Raw genomic sequence first — 23711 nt, 5'->3', positions numbered from 1 at the left:
ATAATCTTTCGATGGATATTTGAATTGAATGGATAATCTGCTGGAATTAAAATTTTAATAGATAGGGAACAAAGCCAACTGCTGAAGAAAGTAACCTCTGAAGGAGGCTCCTGTAGCCGTGAATTATTATGACAGGTACGTCACAAGTGAGCTGGTCAATGAAAATCGGTTTCTGCGGATGAGGTTGGGGCACAGTGAGCTTCCCTCATTCGCGGATTCAGCCTCCAAACTGCCCCAGCCATTCTGGGAAGGACATGAGGACGCAATCAGGGCGTATTGGAAAGCCTGGGAACTCGCGTTCGGGCATCTCCGTCAGGCGAATGAGGACAACGGATTCATAGCGAATTATATCGATACCGCATTTAATGATGATCTGTTTATGTACGACAGCAGCTTTATTGTCCTGTTTGCTGCTTACGGGCGGCGCGTGTTTGACTTTCAGCGGACCCTGGACAACTTCTATGCCAAGCAGCATCCTGACGGTTTCATCTGCCGGCAAATTCGGGAGGAGGATGGAACGGACGTATTTCACCGCTTCGATCCGTCCAGCACGGGACCTAATGTCATGCCCTGGGCCGAGTGGGAATATTTTCGGACTACGTCGGATGTTGAACGCCTGGCTGCTGTATTTCCCGTTCTGGTCGCTTATCACCGCTGGCTGAGAAATTACCGGACCTGGCCCGACGGCACTTATTGGGCCAATGGCTGGTCGGGCTCCGCCGACAATTTGCCGAGACTCCCGGGGAGCGCAAGTCTGGAGAAGGACAACTTCTTCCACTACCATCTGGTCTGGTGCGACAACTGCCTGTTTCAGCTTTTTGCCGCGAAGCTGCTGATATCCATGGCGTCTGTACTTGGAAGAGAACAGGACATTCAGGACATAGCCGGTGAGTCGGTTCGTTTGGCCGATTATGTCAATGAGTGCTTGTGGGATGAGAGCACCGCATATTATTACGACAAACAGCCGGACGGGAAGCTCACCGGCTTGAAAAACATCGGCGCGTATTGGGCGCTGCTGGCCGAAATCGTCCCGCTTAACAGACTGGATCGCTTTATCCGGCATCTCGCCGATCCTCTTGCGTTCAACCGGCCGCACCGTGTGCCTTCATTGTCAGCGGATCATCCTGCGTACAATCCGGCCGGCGATTACTGGGTGGGAGCCGTATGGACGCCGACGAATTATATGGTGCTGCGGGGCCTTCGCCAATCCGGCTATGAAACGCTTGCGCAAGAGATCGCCCGGAACCATCTCGATCAGGTCGTGGACGTATTCAAGACGACAGGAACTCTATGGGAAAATTATGCGCCTGAGCAAGCGGCGCCGGGAAATCCGGCAAAACCGGATTTCGTTGGATGGGGAGGGCTGCCGCCTATCGCCGTCCTGTTTGAATATATTTTTGGCCTGCAGCCCGATGCCGGCCAAGCCAGACTCGTGTGGGACATCCGGTTGCTGGAGGCTCACGGCGTGTCGCAATATCCCTTCGGGCGCGAGGGTCTGATTGATTTGTCCTGTTCGAAACGCGCCTCGGGATCGGAGCGGCCGCAATTTACGGCAGCCGCCAATGTTGCCCTGGAGCTTGTGGTGAAATGGGATGGAGGGCAGGAGACCGTCTATATCCATCCCAAGTAACCGGAATTCTCCCTACCGGGGAGGATATCCATGGAACAGATTACTCGCCGGGGAGGTGATGATGAACGCCCTATCATCGTTGAATCGTAAGGTCGCTTGTTCATGTTAAGGCAGCGGAGTTACAGCAGACAGCGTAAGAAGAGGGTTTGCAGCGAAGAGGGAAGAGCCGGCTGACGTGGCACTATATTGAAGGAGGGAAACTTATATTATGTATCCGTTAATGCGCAGAAGGTACAAGCGGTTATTGGTAATCCTTACCCTGATCGCGGTCTTTTCATCGGCAATGGCCGGTCAGGCATTCGCATTGAACGAACGCGGTATGGTGGAGAAGGTGCTGACCGCCGCGCAGGCAAGCGTCGTCGATTCAGGCTGGATACAGCTTTATTTGCGTGAGAAGCCATACAATGCGAGCCATGTTTCGAATACGGGCCATTATTCCATTACGAGCAGCGACGATCCGGATTTTTCCGTGCCGGTTGCACCGATTCTCGTCAACAACAGATATTTTCCGGAGGACGGCCCATACAGCGACTCGCTCGGCAGCTCCAATGTCGCTCATCTGAACGAGATTTACCGGATCTATCTGAAGCTCCCTGCTTCCAAAAAGCTGAAGGAAGGCAAGACCTACACGGTAACGGTCAATCCGGCCGTAGTCGATGTTGATCCCATGACGGCAATCTTCGATACTTCCGTGCCTAATGACGTCATTCATGTGAACCAGGTCGGATATATCACGGACGGCCCGAAGGTGGCGTATCTGTCCTGGTGGACAGGACAAGGCTCGATCAGCTTCGCGGACAAGCCGGCATTCCAGGTGATCGACGAAAGCACTGGCGCTGCGGTCTACACCGGAAGCGTTCATTTCGACGAAGCGGGAGCGGATGAGAAATGGGGAAAAAGCGATCTCTATTCGCTCGATTTTTCTTCCTTCAATGCGGAAGGACAATACCATTTGTATATCCCGGGCGTCGGCAGCTCCTATTCCTTTAGGATCAGCAGCTCGATTTACAAGGATGCCATCGGCTATACACTGACGCGCGGCATTACGATGCAGCGCGACGGCGATCACGGGCTGGATGACCCGAACGTCACGCATTGGAACCGCCCCGCCGCACATCTCGACGATGCTATCGACGAAGCGACAGGGCAGCATGTCGACTTGACAGGCGGACATATGGATGCCGGAGACAGAGGCAAATATCCGTGGAATGTAGCCGCTACGGTCAGCACCATGCTCTCGTCGGCTAATCTGTTCCCCGATCAGATTGAGGCGCAGGGGGAATCTCTGGAAATTCCCGAGTCAGGCAACGGAATCCCCGATTATCTGGACGAACTGGTCTACGAGCTGGATTTTCTGGACAAAGCGGTGATGAACACGGCCAAGGACGGCGCTCTTGCCGCGTATATCCATCCGGCGAGCGACGGATACGAGCAGGGAACGCCGCCTGAAGGCCAGACAGGCCGCATCTTCTTCGATGTCACCCACGGTCCGCTGAAGGCGGAGACGCTGTATGGTGCGGGCGCTCTGGCGATGGCCTACAATTCGCCGCTCATGCAGCAGTATTTCCCTGACAGGATGGAAGGCTACAAGCAGGCGGCCCTTCGGGCGTTCAATGCGTTCGAAACCCATAAGGACGACGCGAGCTTCTGGAAGCCGGAGGATGATCATTTTACGGACGAAGGTCCGCATACCTGGTCGGACGAAATGCTGATTGCGGCAGCCAACCTGCACAAAATTACGGGAGAATCCAAGTATCTGGACTGGATTACGGGCGAGATGCCTGCTTCCCCGCTCGGCTCGGCCCAGAAGAAGTGGGGCTGGGTCAATGAAGGACCGTGGATGGAAGTGTTCCTTTCCCTTTACGAAGATACGAATCTGGGCGCGACGGTCCGGCAGAACGCGTACAACGCGATTCTGGACTGGGCGGATACGGCGATGAGCGCGTCGCATGAACAGCCGTACGGCGTACCGATGGTCGACGATACGTATTCACAGGTCGGCTGGTATTTCTCGGGCAGCCAGATTGCCTTCCCGATGATGATGGCATACGGCGTAAGCCATGATGACAAATACCGGGATCAGATCGTCAAGACCTGGAACTACCTGCTCGGTTCCAACCCGCTCAGCAACTCCTACATCAGCGGGCTTGGCAATCCGCAGCGCAGCCCGCACTGGCTGACGCATGAAATTTCGCAATACGAGTGGACGCAGTATAAAGCGGGCAATGACGGCTGGAAGGAGATGGTTCCGGGAATTCCGAACGCCGATCTGCAGGACGGCAAATTCCCGAGCTACTTCAACGATGCCTGGAACAGCGCGCGGGTGAACAACCAGTACCCCGCTCTGTCCGATTATCCGGCCCTGTACCGCTACACCGACACCTGGAATACGACCAATGAATTTGTCACCCTTATTGCGACGCGGAATGCGGCATCGATTCTGCCTCTCATTCCCACGACGCTGCACGCGCTGACGACCGCGGCGGAGCACGGCAGGATCAGCCCATCCGGTGGATCGTACGTGGAAGGAACTCCGCTCAGCCTGAGCGTTGCGCCGGACCTTGGCTACAAATTTACCGGCTGGAGCGGGGACGCGGCGGGTACGGCCAACCCGCTGGCTGTCACCATGGATGGGGATAAAATGATTACGGCGGAATTTACCGCGGTGCCGACTCATACGCTTGCCGGCGGTGGCGAACATGGCACCCTCATTTTTGACCCTCCGGGAGGCGTTTATAACGAGGGCGCAGCGGTAACGGTTCGCGCAGTTCCGGACAGCGGCTACCGCTTCACGGGCTGGAGCGGCGATCTTGGCGGATCGGACAATCCGGCTGTCCTTACGATGGATGGGGACAAGTCGGTCACGGCTCATTACGAAACAGCCCCGACCTATACGCTTGATGTGGATGCAAGCGGCGGGCAGGTGCTGCAAAGCCCGCAGAAAGAAGCCTACGAGCAAGGGGAACAGGTAACCCTGGAGGCTTTGCCTGACAGCGGTTATGTATTCGACGGCTGGAGCGGCGATCTGACGGGAATGCAGAATCCGGCGACGGTTGGGATGGACGGGGATAAAACGATCACGGCCAATTTCTCTCTAATCCCGACCCATATGCTTACGCTGAATGCGACCGAGGGCGGCACCGCGGGTCCGGCAACGGGCAATTACACGGAAGGCAGTACCGTCACGCTGACGGCAACCGCCCAAACCGGCTATATTTTCACCGGGTGGTCAGGCGATTTGACGGGAACGGCGAATCCGGCCGATATTACAATGGATGCGGACAAGACGATTACCGCGAACTTCCAGTCGGCATCGGGTATTATCAGCCAGGATATATTAACCGCGAATGCGGGCAGTACGACGGTTGACAGCAGCGGCGTATATACGCTAAGAGGCTCGGGCTATAATTTCTGGTCGGCGCCGGACGCGATGCGCTATACGTACGAGATGGGGCTGAAGGGCAATTTCTCAATCGTGGCCAAGCTGGATTCGATGACGGTGGAGAATCCGAACGGCATGGCCGGTATCCAGATTCGGACGAGCACTGCCCTGAATGCCGCTTACGCCAATATTTTCGTGCAGGACGGCCAGCTGGTGGGACGTTTCCGCAAGGGCGGCGACTATTCCGACAATATTGCCTCGCAGCCGGTAACTCTACCGGTATGGATGAAAATAACAAGAGGACCGAATCCATGGAGCATCGCCGCCTATTCCTCTGAAGACGGCGTGAACTGGACGCCATTCACCCAGGGAGACTTCTGGGGTTGGGCGGACCCCGGTTCGCCGGAGCTGACGGCAGGCTTGTTTGCCGTCGGGGGCACCGACGATCAGTATAACAAGTACACCACTGCGCAGTTTAGCCATGTAATATGGCCTGTTGATCCGGCAGACGCGGCGAATCCGGTCATTACGCTTGATCAGGCGGACGGGGCTGTTACTCATAATTCCTATACGATTTCGGGCAGCGTTACCCATGCGCAGTCAGTGCAGCTTCAAGTGAATGGAGGCGCAGCGCTTACGGAGGCTGTCAGCGCGGGCAAATTCAGCGCACAAGTGACACTCGCTCCGGGCAACAATGAAATATCTGTTGCTGCGGACGACGGCAGCGGACACGCCGACTCCAAGCTCCTGCATGTTGCGTACAACGAGCCGCTGCAGACTTCCGCGCACCGGACGTCCGCGGTGCCGGAACTGGACGGGAAGCTGGATGATGCGAGCTGGGCGGGCGCGCTGGCTGACAGCGTAACCCGGTCCATTCACGACGCCACCCTGCCCGGAGATTCGAATAATACGCTGAAGTATGGTCTGCTGTGGGACGATCAATACCTGTATGTCGGAGCTGATGTAACGGATGCCAGCGTTACTTCCGGTCAGGATGCCTTCGGCAACGACGGCGTGGAGGTTTACGTGGACATGGCCAACGGGAGAAACGGCTGGGACAACGCCAAGGACAGTCAATTGGCCGTCGGACCCGGGGACACGACGGTTACCTCGTGGAGAATCAGCGATGGCGTAATAGCGAAGTCCAGCATCACGGATACGGGCTATACCGCCGAAATGGCGATCCCGTGGAGCACCTTCGGCGTGACGCCGGGTGCGAATATGAAAATAGGCTTTGATATCGGTGCGAATGACGACGATACAGGCAGCGGCCGCACCGGCGTTCTCATGTGGAGCGGCACGATGGATAACTGGAAGCAGGCCGACAGCTATGGGGAAGTGAGCTTATCCGCGGAAGCGATCCAGGATACGACTCCCCCGGCAATCCAGGTAACGGAGCCGGAAAGCAAAGTTTACGCCGATTCAGCCGGGCTGACGCCGCAATTTAATGTGACCGATGCGTCGGCCGGGGTTGATACCGCCCTTACGACAGTAACGGTGGATGGTCAAACTGTACCGCAGGAAACGCCGATTCAACTGTACACGCTGCCGCTTGGCACGCACACTATGACTGTAACGGCAACCGATCTGGCCGGCAATACATCACATGCGACGGTCGAGTTCCAGACGGCCGCCAGCATCGCCTCCATGAGAGAGCTGGTGGCGCGATTCGCCGATACCGGATGGATTAACAATGTCGGCATCGAAAACAGTTTTCTGAAGCAGCTGGAGCACAGTTCTCTCGACAGCTTCATCTCACATGTTCAAGCGCAAAAAAACAAGCATATTACCGCCGATGCGGCCAATGTATTGCTTCGCGACGCCAATGCCCTGATGAATCAAGATCAATAAGACAGTACTCCAATCCATAATGGCAAGTCGAATCCAACGATCCGGCTTGTCATTTTTTTTGTCCCGATATAGATACTTTACAAGAATTCGGCTAACGAAAAAGCAAAGGCGAACAGCCAAGCCGCTGTTCGCCGGAATGTCGGCAAAAACCTGTTCTTCGGAGCGTTTCCCTTTACCGTTTCAGTTGCCCGTATTCTGATAGGTTGCCGCATGAAGCTTTGCTTAAAATAGGGGAGCTTTTTCCCGATCAAACCGCTTCTGTATTTATGTCGTTTACTTTGATAAGGGTTGCTTAACGAGTCGACTTAAAAGCGGTATTGCGCAGGGAACAGCCAATTATGATAACATGCGGGGAGGTTTTGGTATGATTATTAAATTTTGGAGAGAAAGTGTCGTTGCTTCCTGTCTTTTGACCATTATTCGAATATATCTTGGCTGGCAGTGGCTAGCTTCCGGATGGGACAAGATCTCGGGCGGGAAATTTGACGCAACCGGATTTCTAAGAGCTGCCGTCAATCATTCGAACGGTGAAAACCCCGCCGTACAGCCATGGTGGGCTGACTTTCTGAATTATTTTGCAATTCCGAATGCGGGTCTATTTAATCTTCTGGTTCCTTGGGGAGAATTTTTAGTCGGGCTTGGATTAATAATTGGCATGTTTACTTCAATTGCCGCGTTGATGGGGATAGTTATGAACTTCTCTTATCTGTTTTCGGGAACTACAAGCACAGGGCCGCAAATGGTTCTATTGGAAATCCTGATCCTTGCGGCGTCTTCGAACGCGGCAAAGCTCGGATTCGACCGGTGGGTGATTCCCTTCGTTAGGGAAAAAATCACCAATAAATATTCAATGAGGTCCGTTCATAAAGCTTATAAAATCGAGTGAATAATGTATAGATTAAGCCTTTGAGGACCGCTGGTGGTTTTTAACGCCAGCGGCTTTTAATTTATCCGGATCCCCTGGTGCTCACTTCATGCGATTATCCAGCCAAACATTTACATATTTACCACATGGAGATAACCTTCCTCTTACAAAGCAGCAGTATAGTTTTACTTAGGACTAATCAATTCTTTGGAGGAGTGAATGCGTTGAATACTAATATCGACCGTAAAACATTCTTATCCTATGTTGGAAAAGGAGCAGCGGCTCTGGCAGTTGCATCAGCGGGACTCGGGACGCTGGATAGCAAAGTAAATGCCGCATCTTCGTCCGCCAGCCATCTCTTCGGATTCAAAACAAATAAGGTCAGCGGTTACTTTGAGCCGATCGCTCCTTCCAAAGAAGACAAATTGATTCTTCCCCAAGGCTTCAAATACGATGTAATCGCTGCCATGGACGATGTCATCAACCCGGCCGGCGAAAAATTCGGTGACGGCTCCGATTACAATGCCTTCTTCCCGTTGGAAGGCTCGAATGTGCGCGGCCTTCTGGTGAACAACCACGAGTATACGGGTGTATTCAGCATCGGCTTGATCAAGGACGGCAAGATGACAGCCGATCAAGTCCAGAAGAACCTCTATTACCAGGGAATGTCTGTCATCGAAATTTACCGCGATGAGAACGGAACGTGGAAGATGGATACCAAATCCAAGCATGCCCGCCGCATCAATGGCTTCACTAAATTTGAATTGACCGGACCGGCCAGGGGGACAGCGGCGCTTGTTGGCGCGACAACCGCGCAGGGCACGTTCGCGAACTGCTCCGGGGGCGTGACGCTTTGGAACACGGCACTTTCCTGCGAAGAGAACTATGCGGATACCGCCGAAGTGTCCAAGCTGCCCTCGACTCACTACGGATGGGTTGTTGAGATCGATCCCTTCGACAAAACATATCTGAAGAAGCATACGGCCCTCGGCAGGTTCAATCATGAGAATACCGCGATGGGGCTTGCGGCAGACGGACGTGTAGTCGTATATATGGGAGACGATGTGAAAGACGCCTGCGTTTACAAATTCATCAGCAAAGGCAAATTCGATAAATCCAAAGGCCGCTCGAACTCCGCCCTTCTGGAATCCGGCACTCTATATGTCGCCAATCTGAAAACGGGCAAATGGATTCCTATCACGCTGGATGGGGTATTAAAAGCAGCTGAAGGCAAGGCGGATGTCCAGGCAAAATTCAAAACGCAAGGCGATGTCGTTACCTTGTGCCAGGAAGCGTCTCTGCTGGTAGGGGGAACGCCGACAGACCGTCCCGAGGATATCGAAATCTCTCCGTTCGATAACACGGTGTTTATCGCACACACGAATAATGATAATCATGGCAACATACATGGTCACATCACCAGAATTTTCGAAGCGAACAACGATCTTGGCGCCCTTGACTTTGATTTCGAGATCTTTGCCGCCGGCGGCAGACAATCGGGCTTCAGCTCGCCGGACAACCTGGTATTCGATTCAGACGGGGATCTCTGGGTGGTAACCGACATTTCCAGTACCAGCCAAAACAAAGGCGTATACAAATCCTTTATGAACAACGGCCTGTTCGTCATTCCGACTTCAGGTCCAAGCAAAGGCATTGCGCTTCAATTCGCCTCCGCTCCAGTGGAAAGCGAAATGACAGGTCCATTCTTCACACCGGACGAGCAGACCCTGTTTCTGTCTATCCAGCATCCTGGAGAAGAAACGAAAGATTTGCAGAAGCCGACAAGCCGCTGGCCGCATCGCAGCGGCGACCCCAAGGCCCGCGCTGCTGTAGTGGCGATAAGCGGCTTCAAGCTTGGGAAATAATGTGAAGGAGATGGGATAACATGCCTTTCGGAAACATTGGTATTGGCGGTTTGGTCCTGATTCTAATTATCGCGCTTATTATCTTCGGACCATCCAAGCTCCCCGAGCTTGGCCGCGCCTTCGGTCGCACGCTGAGCGAATTTAAAGGAGCGACACGGAATCTGGTTGGCGGGGAAGAAGACGAGAAACAGAGGGATGCCGATCCGGTGCAGCCTTCTGCACCGCAGAATAAATAATGCGCAATCCAAACGATCTGAATGTAATCGGGCACCTGGAGGAGCTGCGTTCCCGCTTGATCCGGACGTCGATCACCTTCCTGGCAGCTATGGCAGCAGCGTTCATCTATGTCCGGGATATCTACCAGTGGCTGGTCAGAAATGTGGATCAGAAGCTGGTGGTGCTTGGTCCATCCGACGTAATCTGGGTCTATCTGATGATTACAGGCGTTGTAGCCATTGCAGTCACCCTGCCTGTAGCCGCCTACCAGACCTGGAAATTTCTCCAGCCCGCGATCCCGCCCAATATCCAGCGCTCAACGTTATGGTTTATTCCGGGCATCAGCCTGCTGTTCATCATTGGTCTTAGCTTCGGGTATTTCATTTTGTTTCCCATGGTGCTGCATTTCATGAATGAAATGGCCAAGGCGGATTTTGACACCATGTATACGGCTGAGAAATATTTCAGATTTATGATCCATATGACTCTTCCATTCGGCCTGCTCTTTGAGATGCCGGCAGCTGTGATGTTTCTGACCAAGCTCGGCATTCTTAATCCCGAGCGTCTGGCCAAAGCCAGAAAGATGGCCTACTTTATTCTCTTGATCGTGGGCGTTACCATCACCCCTCCCGATATCCTGTCGGATATTATCGTAATTATCCCTCTCTTCCTGCTGTATGAAATCAGCATAACAATTTCGAGGGTTGTCTACAGGAAACAGCTTAATCTGCAGAATGCGGCGAGCTGAATATAAGGAATTAAAAAACAGAGCAAGCCGGATTTTGGCTGCTCTGTTTTTGGTGTGCGGCGTGCCGCAGGGATTCCGGCTGAACACGCTGTATCTGCAAAAGGCATTTAGAGATCAGACTGTCATTGCACTCAGCTGCTAGGCATCCTCATCGGCAAGCTCCCTGCGGCCGGCACCTTTGGCTGTTTCTTTCTGCTCTTTCAAGACATGCTGATAATAATTCAACAGCTGAGCAGAAGGCTCGGACCAGCCGAAACGGCGCGCCGCATTGCGGGCGCTGCCGGAGATCCGTTCGCGAAGTTCCGGGTCCGCCGCTCTGGATACCGCTTCAGTGAGCCCTCCCGGACGCCCGGTATCGTAGAGCAGTCCTGTCACCCCATCCTCGATCTGTTCGCATGTCGGTCCGCTAATTCCTGCGATAACCGGCAGTCCGGAAGCCATGGCCTCCAGAATCACAAGTCCGAGCGTCTCGGTTGTGGATGGGAAGATGAACATATCTGAAGAGGCATAAGCCTGAGACAGACGTTCGCCATGCATGAATCCTGTAAAGGTCGTATTCGTTCCCTGAAAATAAGCTTCCAGAGCAGCCCGGTGAGGGCCGTCTCCGACGAGAGCCAGGCAATACCGGGGTGAAGATTCCAGAACCTCCCGAATGCGCTCGATCTCTTTCTCCGCCGCGAGACGTCCTACATACAGCAGGATGGTCTTTCCGGGCTGTCCATTCGATAATAAATCCCGCATATCGTGATTACGGTGGTCCGGGCCGAATTCATCCGAGTTGACGCCGCGCTTCCACAGCTGAACGCTGCGGAAGCCTTTGGCGGTCAGCTCGTCCAGCACGGATTGCGAGGTGCACAGATTGAGATGGGCACGGTTATGAAGCGTCCGGAACCACCACCACAAGACGGGCTTCAAGAAAGGCAGACGGTAGTAATCCGCGTATTTCGGAATTTGAGTATGATAGGAGGCAATCATAGGCAGACGATGCCGGCGGCCGTAATAAATTCCCGCTACGCCCAGCACGGCGGGATTGACCACATGGACCAGATCCGGCTGAAGCTCGCGCAGAAGACGGCCTACCTTACGGTTTGGCATCGCCAATTTTTTACTCCGGTAGAGAAAGAAATATCGCGCCGGAATCCCTTCCACGCGGACTCCTTCAAAATCATAGACGCCCAGGTCCGGCGCTATAACGGTGATGTCATGCCCGTTTTCCCGCAGCCAGCGGATCGTCGCGCACAAGCGGGTAACGATTCCGTCCGTAGAGGGAAGAAACGTTTCGGTAATAATGACGATTTTCATCGGCATAGACTCCCTATCTTTAGTTCCAGGTCACCTTCGGCAGAATATGATCGACCAGAATGCGGTCCTTATGCTCCAAGGCGGTCCTCAGAATTCCCCGCAGCACTTCATCCGACAGCAGATGCGGCTCCAGTCCCAAATCCTTCAGCCTGGTGTTCTTCGCGAAATAATAGTGATCTTCCTTCTCGACGCGTGGGTTCATAAGATGCGCAACCTGAACATGGATTCCTTCGTCATGCGCAACTCTGCGGACCATCTCGGCAAGCTCCAGGACGGAGAATTCCTCCGTGAATTGATTGAATACCCGGAACTCCCCGGTATCGGCCGGATTCTCCGCGGCAAGCTCAATGCACCGAACGGTATCCCTGATGTTGAGGAATCCCCGCGTCTGGCCGCCTTTCCCATATACGGTCAGATTGTGGCCGATGGACGCTTGAATCAGAAAACGGTTAAGGGCCGTGCCGAATACCCCGTCATAATCCAGGCGGTTGGCAAGCAGCGGATCAAGCAGGGTCTCATCGGTATGCAGACCGTATACGACACCCTGATTCAGATCGGTGGCCCGCAGTCCCCACACTTTGCAGGCAAACATAAGATTGTGGCTGTCATGGACCTTGGAGAGATGGTACATGGAGCCGGGCTGCTTCGGATAAGGAAGAAGATCCTCACGCCCGTTATGGGTAATCTTGATGTAGCCTTCCTCGATATCGATGTTCGGCGTTCCGTATTCTCCCATCGTGCCTAATTTAATAATATGACAATCCGGTACTATTTCTTTAATCGCATAAATCACATTTAAGGTGCCCACTACATTGTTCACCTGGGTGAACACCGCATGTTCCCGGTCAATCATGGAATAGGGGGCGGAACGCTGCTCCGCAAAATGAACGAAAGCGTCAGGCCTCGTCTGAAGCAGCACTGTTCTGAGAAAATCGTAATGATTCAAATCGCCGATATAAAGCCCGATCGAACGGCCCGTCAGCTCTTCCCAACGGGCAATACGCTTCTCGATCGGTGCAATCGGCGTCAGCGAATCTACGCGGAGCTCCTCGTCCCATTTGCGGCGGCTCAGATTGTCGATGATCGTAACCTCGTGCCCCTTGGCCGATAGATAAAGGGCCGTCGGCCATCCGCAAAATCCGTCTCCGCCTGCTACAACGATTTTCATGATCAATGATTCCTCCTTGGTATTTTACAATTATCAGGTGGTGACGGCATCACTTTACAGTAAGAGTGTAACATTGAAATATTAAATATAAATAAAAAAATTGGCACTCAGCCGTTTAAAAAACGATTTATACCGGGAAGCCGGGCCTTACTCAATTATAATTCATATTTACCAATTTGTGGGCAGCCAGATTATAATGAAAAGTATGATAAATGGACTGGTTTGTCCTGCAGATGTGCGAGCAGCGTATAAATGAAAGGAGAGGTTCCATGAATTTTTCTAAAATAGAAGAAATTCTGAAGAAGCATAATGAAACCCTGCCATTCTCAGGAACAGTATTGGTCCGGGATAGAACAAACATCTTTGAACAGCGATTTGGATATGCGAACCGGTCCGAGCAAATCCAAAATACCATGAATACAAGGTTCGGGATGGCATCAGGGTGTAAAATTTTTACTGCTGTAGCGATTTGTCAGCTTGTCCAGGATGGAGTCTTATCTTTTGATTCACATTTGAGAGATTGCATTCATATCCCTTTTCCTAATTTTGATCCGGACATTACCCTGCACCATCTCTTAACCCATACTTCAGGAATACCGGATTATTTTGATGAAGAGGTTATGAATGATTATGAGGAATTGTGGAAGGAATTACCGATGTACAGCATTCAATCGCCTCAGGATTTTTTGCCTTTGTTCCAGAATGGACCCATGAAGTTTTCTGCTGGCGATCACTTTTCCTATAGTAATGCAGGATATATATTACTAGGTTTGGTTGTTGAGAACATGACGGGCATGGATTTTACAACGTATGTTGAGAAGAATATATTTCAACGGTGCGGGATGCTGGACTCGGGATATTTTAGAATGGATCGGCTGCCTGAACGAACGGCAATCGGGTATATCGATTATGATCAAACGTGGAGGACTAATATGTATTCAGTTCCAGTTAAAGGCGGACCTGATGGGGGAGCCTTTACGACGGTTTATGATTTGGTCAAGTTTTGGGAGGCATTGATGAATAATCAGCTGCTATCCTCTGAATATACTCCTATATTACTGACGCCTCATGTAAAAGAAGACGAGCATACGTATTATGGATACGGTGTATGGATATCAATGTATGATAATGCTGTTTTCAAATATTATGTTATGGGCAGCGATCCTGGAGTCATCATGCAATCATCCGTGTATGCGAAAGAAAAAATACATGCCCATATAATCGGCAATATCGGTAAAGGTGCTGGAATGATAGCACGAAAGATTGATGAAATCCTATTATAAAGCCATTTAAAGCATATCGATGACGATGATGTGTCGATTATGAGTACCGCCCTGAAAAGACATCGCTACGGCGGTGTTTTTTGCTTATATTGCTGAAGCATATGCGGTGCCGCCAAAAGACGGCTGCTGCTGTTTCTTCTTCATATACAGTACTTGACACAATGAGGGAAATAATAGCATAATATTATATGAATACATGCTCATATATAATAAATTAGAAAAACAACTGCGATCATTTGAACATTTACAAAGGAGACGACTGCCATGCACAGCCATTCCCATCACGCGCACGATCATCATGGCCATGACCATGGACATCACGGCCACCATCACAACCACGCCAGAGCGGGCAATAAAAAAGGACTTGCGATCGCGCTGTCCATTACGGTCGGCATCATGTTTTTGGAGTTTTTCGGGGGACTTGTTACGAACAGCCTGGCGCTTTTGTCCGATTCAGGTCATATGCTCAGCGATGCCAGTGCCCTTGCGCTAAGCCTGGTTGCGTTGTGGTTTGCCGCAAGACCCTCGTCTTCGAAGCGGACATTTGGCTTCCACCGGTTTGAAATACTTGCTGCGCTTTTCAATGGTGTTGCACTGTTTGTCATTGCGGCCTTTATCGTATGGGAAGCCATCCAGCGGTTTGGCAGCCCGCCGACGGTGGCAAGCGGGTCCATGATGCTTATCGCGGCAATCGGGCTCCTCGCGAATGTCGGAAGCGCCTTTGCGCTGATGCGTTCAGGCGATGTGAAGAACAACGTCAATCTCCGCAGCGCTTATATCCATGTGCTTGGCGATGCTTTGGGGTCCGTGGGCGCGATTATGGCGGGAGTCCTGATGATGGCATTCAAGTGGTACATTGCTGATCCGATCATATCTATTCTTGTCGCCGTGCTGATCCTGAAAAGCGCATGGGGAGTTATCAGCCATACGCTTCATATATTAATGGAAGGAACCCCGACTGCTATCGATCAATCCGAAGTCAGGGAAACGCTGCTCGCTATCGATGGGGTTAAGGATGTGCATGACCTCCACATCTGGACCATTACTTCCGGTTTTGATTCGTTGAGCTGCCATGTTCTGATTGATGACCGGAAGGACAGTCAGGATATTTTGCAAAATGCCATTCATGTGCTGGAGAATAAATTTCATATTGAACACACCACGATCCAGGTGGAGACGGCAAATATTCATCACGGGAAGCTAAAGTGCTGATGTCAGAAGCAGAGCTTTGAAACGATTTAATATTTCAGGCGAAGTAGAAGGAGGCCGTTTAAGTGAAAATAAGCGAATTGTCTGAAAGGACCGGTGCAAGCACCCGATCCATCAGGCATTATGAGAAGAAAAAATTAATCGCCGCTGCCCGTCTTGACAATGATTATCGGGAGTTCGACGAATCTGCCGTTGAGCGTATACGGATCATCCAGCTCTATTTGGGTCTTGGACTGACAACGGAGCAAATCGAGGACATATTGAAAGGCGAGGTCAGCACACCTGACGATTACGAATTTTGTGAAGAGATGCTGGACGCCTATCAAACGAAGCTGGATCAAATCAACAGACAAATTAGCGGATTGGAAGTCGTGAAAGAGCGGCTGGAAAGACAAACCTCAAAAATGCGGGAAAAACAAAGAGTGAAATTATTGGAGCATACGGGAGCTTCAAAATAATGACAGGCTCCGGTCCATAGGAAGGACTGGAGCCTGTTTTTTAGCGGCCGGCTACACAGTCGGTTTCCGTAACAGTTCCGTCAAGCGCGAGAAATCGTCAGCGCCGTAGCCTGCATCGACAGCACGCAGCGCAACGGCCCTGGCAGCGCTCAGAACGCTGGTATCCATCCCGTGATGCTGCGCTGCATGGATAATATGCTCCATACCTGCCGCGGCCGATGCGATGTTCGACTTGTCGCCCGGATAGTGTCCTTCTTCTACATGTTTTGCCGAGTAATTGATGATATCAGGCATAATGGCCATGATTCCCTGAGCATAAGCCGCAAATTCTCCAGGGGCAATGTTCTCGGCGCCGGCCAGGGTGAGCGCATGGGCATAGCCGGTCATGGTTGTCCAGAAGAAGTCGAGCAGGGCTACATCGTATGCCGCTGCCCGGCTCGGATCTGCGCCAAGATAAGAGGCCGTGCCGCCCAAGTTCGCCAGCAAGGGTTGATGGGTTTGATAGACGGTCTCTGGTCCGCTGTACAGAATAACGGCAGCAGGCGTACCAATGGTCGGCGTTGGAGTCATGATCGCTCCGTCAAGATAGCTGATTCCATGTTCGGCAGCCCAGGCGGCCATTTGGCGGGATCGTTCGGGAGAATCGGCAGTGAGGTTTATCAGAGTCCGTCCCTTCAGGACATTTTCAGCGGGGCTGAGAATCGTGTGCACCGCGTTGTAGTCCAGCACACAGATGATGACAAGCGGGCTCGCAGCGATAGCGTCATGAACGGTATCTGCCAACACAGCACCCTGCATAACAAGACGGTCTGCCTTCCCGGCTGTCCGGTTCCATATGGTCACAGGATGGCCGTTTTTTAGAAAGGCCTGGGTCAGCGCCTGCCCCATCGGACCCAAGCCGATAATCGTAACCGGTGTGCGTTCGTTGCCTTCAGTCCTGACGGTTCCTTCACTCCAGCTGTTTCTTTCCCCGCTTTGTTCATTTCTTTTCATTGAAAATGCCTCCTGTCAAATAGGTTCGTTCCATGCATATTCTAAAGTTTGACACTAGTGTTAATGTCAAGACCTGTTTAAGCATACGAATTGTGGCTCTTCCATCCTCCGTTTATAATAAAGAAGCAAGCTACCCCCGAGGAGGAAAATCGATGAAAATTGCCGAAGGAATCGCTGCCCTGCCGATTGAGATGAATTTTATGGGAAACTCGAGCGTCATCTATCCGACGCTCTTATGGGACGAGGATAATGTCGTCCTGGTCGACACTGGCACGCCCGGAATGCTCCCTGGCATCCGGACGGAGATCGGTCGGGCGGGTGTCGATTTCGACAAGCTGAATACGGTCATTTTGACTCATCAGGACATCGACCATATTGGCAGCATGCCCGAAATCGCGGCTGCCGCCAAACAGCCTCTGCTCGTGCTTGCCCATGAGGAGGACAGAAGCAGTATTGAAGGTGAACGTCCTTTCGTTAAATTCAATCGCGAATGATTCGGACCGCGCCTGGCAGCCGCTCCGGAAGCGGCACGCAAGCGGCTTGAATATTTGCTCGACCATCCCCCTACCTCCAAGATCAGCCGGATCATCTCAGACGGCGAGCTGCTTCCGTATGCGGGAGGCGTAACGGTTATATTCACGCCGGGGCACACGCCCGGTCATATATGCCTCTATCATCACGCCAGCCAAACACTGATCGCCGCCGACGAGCTCAACATTGCGGACGGCCGTCTGACCGGCCCGAGTCCGGGCGCCACACCGGATATGGAAACCGCCCTCCACTCGCTTGCCAAGCTGGCATCCTTCGAGATCCGCACGATTATCAGCTACCACGGAGGGGTTCTAAGCGACAATGCGGGCGGACAATTAACCGGTCTCATTGCTTCCCGGATTTAATGAAATATATAAACCTATCATATTTTTTGAGATTTACAATTGGCAGCTGCCTATTAATCTGCCTATTTTTCATAGCCAAGATATTAGCGTAGAGCATGTTTGACCACCTCTCATATTATGTTTTCATCCAAGCTTGAGGAGTGGTCGAATGAGTTCAACCCTGAAGAGAAGGGTTTATAAAAATACGAAGAAAATTAAAAAAGTGTTTGCTGTGAGCGGAAAAAAACGCAAATATGTCATGGTAAGCCGATGCTGTAGAAAACAGAAAAACTGTAAAAATGTATTTACTACAAAAGAAATTCAGCTGCTTTCGGATATTCTGAAGAAAAATGCAGATATTATTCCACCCGTTATTCTGGATCAAGATCAGGAAAACATCCGCCAATTAAGGTTTCAAATGCGCCGATTAAATAGACTTGTAAGAGGATCAAAGATCTGCAAAAAAACAAGACTTATTGTTATTTTGGAGTTGTCCCTGTCTATTCTGAGGCCGGGTTTAACTCCGCCTATGAATCTCGTCGTACATCTCGAACAGATGGTAATAGAACTAAGCAATATCGTGAACATTTTAGAGAATCCACAGCAAGAGATCAATCAAATCAATGTATTAATCCAAAATATTGAAAATATCATAAACAATGTTCTGGGAACCCCGGGCGCTCCTGGAGCTCCAGGTGAACAGGGAATACCCGGACCTCAAGGCCCTATGGGTGTTCCCGGTACTTTTTCTCCCGTGTATGCCAATATTTTTGATACGTTTGATCAGTGGCTTGAGCCTAACCAGCCAGTACGATTCAATCAATTTGATCAGCCTGGCTCCATATTGTTTGGGGGAATTACGGCTACCCAAACTTCCCTGACCGTTCCGGTGGCCGGGGATTATGCGATATTGTGGGAAGTCATATTCCTGCCGGTTCCCACCCAAACCCACTGTGCATTTGGCGTGTTTGTCAATGGCGTTCTTCAAAATTCTACCCGATCAGGTATAGCAGCTTTTCAAGATCAGGAGTTTGACAACTCTGGTTCGGTAGCGATTTTGCGCTTAAATGCCGGTGATGTGATTGAGCTTCGGGCTTTAATTCCTGCAACTAGTACGCAAACAGCCATACAGCTGAGCTCACGGATACAATACCCGCCTTTTGGCGGTACTGCTGATCAACCGATAAATAGCGCATCGCTGCGGACGTTTAAGCTGGGTCCGTCGTAGCTTCGATATATAATCATGCTGCTTCCGTTGGATATCCTCCAATAGGAAGCTTCTTCTTTCAATTGGTAGGTCGCAGCCATAAAAATGGCATCAATCATCAACCTGAAAGCGTTCTCTGTAAACCGTCTCCGTGAAGTGGTATACTGGGCTTGAAAAGGCGGGAAAGCGCCATCCGCCAGAATCATATATTCTCTAGTAAAGGAGTTCATTATGCGATACGTCGTTATTGGAGGAAGCGGCCATGTCGGGACATACATGATCCCGCAATTGGTGCGTCTTGGCCATGAGGTTGTTCATATCAGCAGAGGGACAAGCGAGCCCTATCGTCCCGATTTGGCATGGAAGGAAGTCCGGCATGTGTCCGTTGACCGGTCAGCGGAGGAGAAGGACGGGACATTCGGGCGAAAAATAGCCGGGCTTCAGCCTGATGTCGTCATTGACATGATTTGCTTCAAGCCGGAGAGCGCGCGGCAGATCGTGGAGGCGCTGAAAGGGGAGATCCAGCACTATATCTCCTGCGGCACCATTTGGGTACACGGTCCGAGCGTATCGGTTCCGACTGCCGAGGAAGCGCCGCGCAGGCCGTTTGGCGAATATGGTATTTTGAAAGCAGAGATTGAGAGCTTCCTGCTGGAGCAGGCGAGAAGAGCAGGCTTCCCTGCCACAGTGCTCCATCCTGGGCATATCGTCGGACCAGGATGGGCGCCGCTCAATCCGGCTGGTCATTTCAACCCGCAGGTGTTTTCCCGGCTCGCCCGGGGGGAGGAAGTCGTCATCCCAAACCTGGGCCTCGAAACGGTTCATCATGTTCATGCGGAGGATGTGTCACAAGCATTCATTAAAGCCTCCCAGTGCTGGAACGCCGCGGTCGGCAACAGCTTCCATGTGGTGTCTCCGGCCGCATTGACCCTAAGAGGCTATGCGGAGACCGTCGCATCGTGGTTCGGCAGGGAAGCGAATCTGAAATTCGAGCCGTTCGAGACATTGAGCGGCAAGCTCACCGAGCAGGAAGCGCGCAGCACCTGGGACCATATCGCCCACAGTCCGAACTGCAGCATCGACAAGGCGCGGAGCCTGATCGGCTATGCCCCGCGCTATACGTCTCTTGAGGCGGTCAAAGAATCGGTTGAATGGATGATTGAACGGCAATTAATCGAAGTCTCATAAAGACAGAAACCCTGAACAGGCAGAATTGATTATATGGCTAATAAGATTACCCGTGATTTGTTATAGAACAGCAGAAAGAGCGTCATTAATGACGGGAATATTGACCGGTTGAAGTCCGCTTAACAAGGCGGGCTTTTTGTTTTGCGGTAATATCTTCAGCATTGCGGGCGGAATGATCTTGCGTGAAAAAACGGGAGACAGAATTCGCACGGGGCCAATACCATTTTCGCTACCTGATGGATCTCATAATTGATTATGATGGTTTCGCTGATACGAAATGTATACCCCGCAAGCAAAATGTGAAGGGGGGATGCCCGGAACAATTGAACCGGAAAGGAACCGCCCAAATTATAACAATGAAGGAGATGCGCATGTGAAAAGGAATAGAAGGACATCGCTCATCTTGACCCTGGTACTGTCCATGCTGGCAACTTCGGGCATTTTCTCCGGAGGAACCCGCCAGGCTGAAGCCGCCGGATTTGCCGAACGGGTTGCCATTGAGGATGTCGGCATCGACGCGGAAGGCGTCATTCACGGCAAGCTGGTCAATAAAACGGCCGGACCGCTTCAAGGAACGTTGATTGCCGCACTCTACAATGAACAGAATACGATCGACAGCTCCGACATTCAGCAGATATCCTTCACCGCTGCGGGTGAAGCTTCTGCATTCAGCGCACAGTTCGATCAACCGATCGTTCCAAAAAAACATACAATCAAGCTGTTCGTATGGGACAGCCTGACAAGCAAGAAGCCGCTGTCCAACGTCATGGAGGTCAGTCCGTACGGACTGACGGAAACCACGGAAAGCAAAATCAATCCGTATGCGTTCTATGTCGGCCGGGTAGCCCGGACGTATTCGGAGTCGGAAAACAAGGCGCTCACCGCCGACCTGGACACGTACATCGACACAACCAACAAGCGGATCAAAAGCGTTACGGATGAGCTGGATTGGGATTACGGGCAAGGTGTCATCCGCCTGAATACGCCGAAAAGCCAGGGGGCTACGGGCATTCTGAATGCCGTAAGCAGCGTTGAGCTCGATAATGTCGTCATCGAGTCCGGCAATGCTTTTGGCACGGTCATGGTCATCTCGCTGGACGATCTGCCGATCGCCTCATCGAAGAAGCTGCTGATCCAGGCGGTGACGGAAGACAAATCGTACGGCTTCGAGTCGGAGACAGTGACGGAAGGCGGCGTGGCGAAGCAGAAAATCGTTTCACTCGGCGAAGGGCCGATGAACGTCCGCGATATCGACGCTTCCGTACTGCTCAAAGGCATGACAGATATTAACAGGATTTACGCGCTGGACCCGAACGGCTATGTGAAGGAGGAGGTTCAGGGCACGGCTGCTGCAGGCGGATTTCAAATTCCGCTCAGGCCCGATGCACTGTATACTCTCGTCGAGCGCGAAGGGCTGACAGACCCCTACGTACCAGGCACACAGCCTGAGGAAGATCCCGTGTACGTATGGTGGGAGGGAGAGGATGCGGTGGAAACGAACTTCCCTGCAACCGCGGACTTCTCGGCGGATACGTTCCCTCAGACGCGTCATCTGCTGTCCGGCAGCGACTGGCTGGCGATCTCGAATGTAGCGGTAGACCCGGATAATCCGCCGTTTGCCAATTATGAAGTTGAAGTGCCCGAAGACGCGGCTTATACGTTTTTTGTCCGCAAATTCTGGCTGCACGGTCCTTTCGACTACCGGTGGGACGGCGGGGAATGGAAATCCGTCGGCCGCGACATCACGCTTCTGGATTCTGTCAGTTTCCGGCAATTCACTGAGGCGAACTGGATATCCGCCGGGAGCGAAACGCTGACGAAAGGCAAGCATCTGCTTGAAATCAAGCTCCAGCAGGAAGCGGAGAATTCCAACGCCGCATTCGACAGCTTCATTCTGTCCAAACAGCCGTTCATGCCAAGCGGCCTGCTGCGTCCGGGAGAGAAGCTGAACCGCGCGGAAGAGGGATTCTGGGCATTCGAGCCGGATATCGATCCGTTCAACGACAATGCTGCGCTTGATCTGCGTTACTTGAACGAAGAGACGGCGGGCCAATCCGGTTATGTCCACCGGCAAAAAGACAAGCTGCTGCTTGGCGACGGTCAGGAAGCACGTTTCTGGGCCGTTAATGCGGGAGCGGAAACGATCAATCTGGAAAAAGGCGACGTTGATTATTTTGCCAAGCAGCTGGCGAAGCGCGGCGTCAATATGGTGCGGATACACGGCATGATATTTGATGAGAATGGCGAAATCACCGCCAAGGCGCTTGACCGCTATCAATATTTTGTCCACGCGATGAAGCAGGAAGGCATCTATGTCAACCTGAGCTATTACTTCGTGCTTTGGTGGGATATGACCAAAGCCGAGGCCTTTAAACAGCCTGGCGACGAGTTTTTCGATTGGAACAAGCAGCCGTTCGGCCTTCTGTTCTTTGATAAAACGCAGCAGGAGCTGTACAAAAAAGGAGTGCGGAAGCTTCTGCTGACGCCGAATCCCTATGAGAACGGGCTTCCGCTCGGCAAGGATCCGGCGGTTGCGATCATCGAGACCCAGAACGAGGACAGCTATTTCTTCTTTACCTTCTCGGATTGGAAGTTCCCCGACAATATCAGGCGCGAGCTGTCCAGAATGTTCGGCGGTTGGCTGAAGGACGAATATGGCAGCCTGGATGCCGCTTATGACGCCTGGGGAACGCTCGGCAAGGTCTGGAATGACGAGCCGGAGAATGGATTGATGGAGGTTGAAGGCGCTTCCAATCTTCCGTGGGCGACAGGAAACGGAGGAGACGATAAGCGCAGGCGGGACATTCTTCGTTTTCTCACCGAGGAACAGCGGCTGTTCTACGAGGATATGAACCGTTTCTACAAGGAAGATATCGGTACGCAAAGCATAATAACGGCCAGCAACTGGATCACGGCCGATCCGGCCAAGATGGAGGCTCTGGAACGTTATACGTATGCGGCCACCGACATGGTCGACCGGCATGCCTACACCGAACCAAGCCATACCGCGTTCAACAATGAAAACTGGACACTTCACGCAGGCGATACTTATATTCCAACTCCTATAGTCCAGCATCCCGACATGAACCCTGTGAAGGTTGTCCATAACGATGACCAGCCGTCGATGATTTCGGAGATTACCTGGACGAATCCGACTCCTTACGGTGCGGAAGGACCATTCATGATTTCCGCCTACTCCTCGCTGCAGGGAATCGATGTACTGGATATGTTTGCGACAGGCGGACCCTCGTGGCCGACGAAATGGCAAAAATGGCCGATCATGTCGCCGACGATGGCTGGCCAATTTCCGGGATTCTCGCTCATGTACCGCAGAGGAGACGTAAAGGAAGCAAAGAACGTCGTGTTGGAATCAAGCACGCTGGATTCCCTGCTCAAACTTCAAGGCTCAAAAATTTATGAAAGTTTGAACATCGACGATATCCGCGGATAAGACCGGAACAGGCAAACCCA

15 protein-coding genes and 1 pseudogene are annotated in these 23711 nt (G+C 52.1%); 13 read left to right on the top strand and 3 right to left on the bottom strand.

Annotated features, from left to right (window positions below; genetic code table 11):
* Positions 1-118: 118 nt before the first annotated feature.
* From AC0YOB_RS20410 to tatC, 6 genes are all read left to right on the top strand, one after another.
* Complete coding sequence (locus AC0YOB_RS20410; protein WP_475794313.1) at positions 119-1630, top strand: MGH1-like glycoside hydrolase domain-containing protein; 1512 nt, start codon at positions 119-121, stop codon at positions 1628-1630.
* Positions 1631-1838: 208 nt separating this feature from the next.
* A complete protein-coding gene (locus AC0YOB_RS20405; protein WP_475794312.1) occupies positions 1839-6863 on the top strand; it encodes an InlB B-repeat-containing protein in 5025 nt (1674 codons plus the stop codon).
* Between the two features lie 364 nt (positions 6864-7227).
* Positions 7228-7749, top strand: a complete 522-nt coding sequence (locus AC0YOB_RS20400) for a DoxX family protein (RefSeq protein ID WP_475794311.1) — start codon at positions 7228-7230, stop codon at positions 7747-7749.
* Between the two features lie 203 nt (positions 7750-7952).
* A complete protein-coding gene (locus tag AC0YOB_RS20395; RefSeq protein ID WP_475794310.1) occupies positions 7953-9593 on the top strand; it encodes a PhoX family protein in 1641 nt (546 codons plus the stop codon).
* 20 nt (positions 9594-9613) lie between these two features.
* Positions 9614-9829, top strand: coding sequence for a twin-arginine translocase TatA/TatE family subunit (gene tatA, locus AC0YOB_RS20390; RefSeq protein WP_475794309.1), 216 nt, complete (start codon positions 9614-9616; stop codon positions 9827-9829).
* Positions 9829-10557 (top strand): twin-arginine translocase subunit TatC, encoded by a 729-nt coding sequence (gene tatC / locus AC0YOB_RS20385; RefSeq protein WP_475794308.1) that lies wholly within the window; start codon positions 9829-9831, stop codon positions 10555-10557. The genes tatA and tatC overlap by 1 nt, the downstream gene beginning before the upstream one ends.
* Positions 10558-10695: 138 nt before the next feature.
* Here tatC and AC0YOB_RS20380 read toward each other — a convergent pair whose 3' ends face one another.
* Both AC0YOB_RS20380 and AC0YOB_RS20375 read right to left on the bottom strand, forming a co-directional pair.
* Positions 10696-11859: a glycosyltransferase family 4 protein gene (locus AC0YOB_RS20380; RefSeq protein WP_475794307.1), complete on the bottom strand. Its 1164-nt coding sequence runs from the start codon at positions 11857-11859 to the stop codon at positions 10696-10698.
* A 19-nt stretch (positions 11860-11878) separates the two neighbouring features.
* Positions 11879-13027 carry an NAD-dependent epimerase/dehydratase family protein gene (locus AC0YOB_RS20375; RefSeq protein ID WP_475794306.1) on the bottom strand — a complete coding sequence of 383 codons (1149 nt, stop codon included), beginning with the start codon at positions 13025-13027 and terminating at the stop codon, positions 11879-11881.
* Between the two features lie 269 nt (positions 13028-13296).
* On the opposite strand from AC0YOB_RS20375, the gene AC0YOB_RS20370 reads away from it, so the two are divergent.
* The 3 genes from AC0YOB_RS20370 to AC0YOB_RS20360 all read left to right on the top strand — a co-directional run bounded on the left by AC0YOB_RS20370 (position 13297) and on the right by AC0YOB_RS20360 (position 15977).
* Entirely contained in the window at positions 13297-14310 is a 1014-nt protein-coding gene (locus tag AC0YOB_RS20370) for a serine hydrolase domain-containing protein (RefSeq protein WP_475794305.1), read from the top strand.
* A gap of 264 nt (positions 14311-14574) precedes the next feature.
* Positions 14575-15522 carry a cation diffusion facilitator family transporter gene (locus AC0YOB_RS20365; protein ID WP_475794304.1) on the top strand — a complete coding sequence of 316 codons (948 nt, stop codon included), beginning with the start codon at positions 14575-14577 and terminating at the stop codon, positions 15520-15522.
* A gap of 62 nt (positions 15523-15584) precedes the next feature.
* On the top strand, positions 15585-15977 hold the full coding sequence (locus AC0YOB_RS20360; RefSeq protein WP_475794303.1) for a MerR family transcriptional regulator: 393 nt from the start codon (positions 15585-15587) through the stop codon (positions 15975-15977).
* 51 nt (positions 15978-16028) lie between these two features.
* Here AC0YOB_RS20360 and AC0YOB_RS20355 read toward each other — a convergent pair whose 3' ends face one another.
* Positions 16029-16970: an NAD(P)-dependent oxidoreductase gene (locus AC0YOB_RS20355; protein WP_475794302.1), complete on the bottom strand. Its 942-nt coding sequence runs from the start codon at positions 16968-16970 to the stop codon at positions 16029-16031.
* A 32-nt stretch (positions 16971-17002) separates the two neighbouring features.
* On the opposite strand from AC0YOB_RS20355, the pseudogene AC0YOB_RS20350 reads away from it, so the two are divergent.
* The 4 genes and pseudogenes from AC0YOB_RS20350 (at position 17003) to AC0YOB_RS20335 (ending at position 23691) form a co-directional block, all read left to right on the top strand.
* A pseudogene (locus AC0YOB_RS20350) lies at positions 17003-17866 on the top strand (MBL fold metallo-hydrolase).
* Positions 17867-18014: 148 nt separating this feature from the next.
* Entirely contained in the window at positions 18015-19073 is a 1059-nt protein-coding gene (locus AC0YOB_RS20345; RefSeq protein WP_475794301.1) for a hypothetical protein, read from the top strand.
* Positions 19074-19283: 210 nt separating this feature from the next.
* Positions 19284-20240 (top strand): NAD-dependent epimerase/dehydratase family protein, encoded by a 957-nt coding sequence (locus AC0YOB_RS20340; RefSeq protein ID WP_475794300.1) that lies wholly within the window; start codon positions 19284-19286, stop codon positions 20238-20240.
* Positions 20241-20613: 373 nt separating this feature from the next.
* The gene (locus tag AC0YOB_RS20335) at positions 20614-23691 is read left to right on the top strand and encodes a hypothetical protein (protein WP_475794299.1); all 3078 of its coding nucleotides are present in this window, start codon (positions 20614-20616) and stop codon (positions 23689-23691) included.
* The last annotated feature ends 20 nt before the right edge of the window (positions 23692-23711 follow it).

The organism is Paenibacillus sp. JT31N17 (assembly GCF_056269255.1).
The sequence above is the reverse complement of the archived record's forward strand: the minus strand, read 5'-3'. Positions and strand labels throughout refer to the sequence as shown.

Coding starts and splice junctions, on each gene's coding strand:
- AC0YOB_RS20345 (WP_475794301.1), top strand. CDS start 18,015: ATGAGTTCAACCCTGAAGAGAAGGGTTTATAAAAATACGAAGAAAATT.
- AC0YOB_RS20365 (WP_475794304.1), top strand. CDS start 14,575: ATGCACAGCCATTCCCATCACGCGCACGATCATCATGGCCATGACCAT.
- AC0YOB_RS20370 (WP_475794305.1), top strand. CDS start 13,297: ATGAATTTTTCTAAAATAGAAGAAATTCTGAAGAAGCATAATGAAACC.
- AC0YOB_RS20355 (WP_475794302.1), bottom strand. CDS start 16,970: ATGAAAAGAAATGAACAAAGCGGGGAAAGAAACAGCTGGAGTGAAGGA.
- tatA (WP_475794309.1), top strand. CDS start 9,614: ATGCCTTTCGGAAACATTGGTATTGGCGGTTTGGTCCTGATTCTAATT.
- AC0YOB_RS20340 (WP_475794300.1), top strand. CDS start 19,284: ATGCGATACGTCGTTATTGGAGGAAGCGGCCATGTCGGGACATACATG.
- tatC (WP_475794308.1), top strand. CDS start 9,829: ATGCGCAATCCAAACGATCTGAATGTAATCGGGCACCTGGAGGAGCTG.
- AC0YOB_RS20405 (WP_475794312.1), top strand. CDS start 1,839: ATGTATCCGTTAATGCGCAGAAGGTACAAGCGGTTATTGGTAATCCTT.
- AC0YOB_RS20380 (WP_475794307.1), bottom strand. CDS start 11,859: ATGAAAATCGTCATTATTACCGAAACGTTTCTTCCCTCTACGGACGGA.
- AC0YOB_RS20400 (WP_475794311.1), top strand. CDS start 7,228: ATGATTATTAAATTTTGGAGAGAAAGTGTCGTTGCTTCCTGTCTTTTG.
- AC0YOB_RS20375 (WP_475794306.1), bottom strand. CDS start 13,027: ATGAAAATCGTTGTAGCAGGCGGAGACGGATTTTGCGGATGGCCGACG.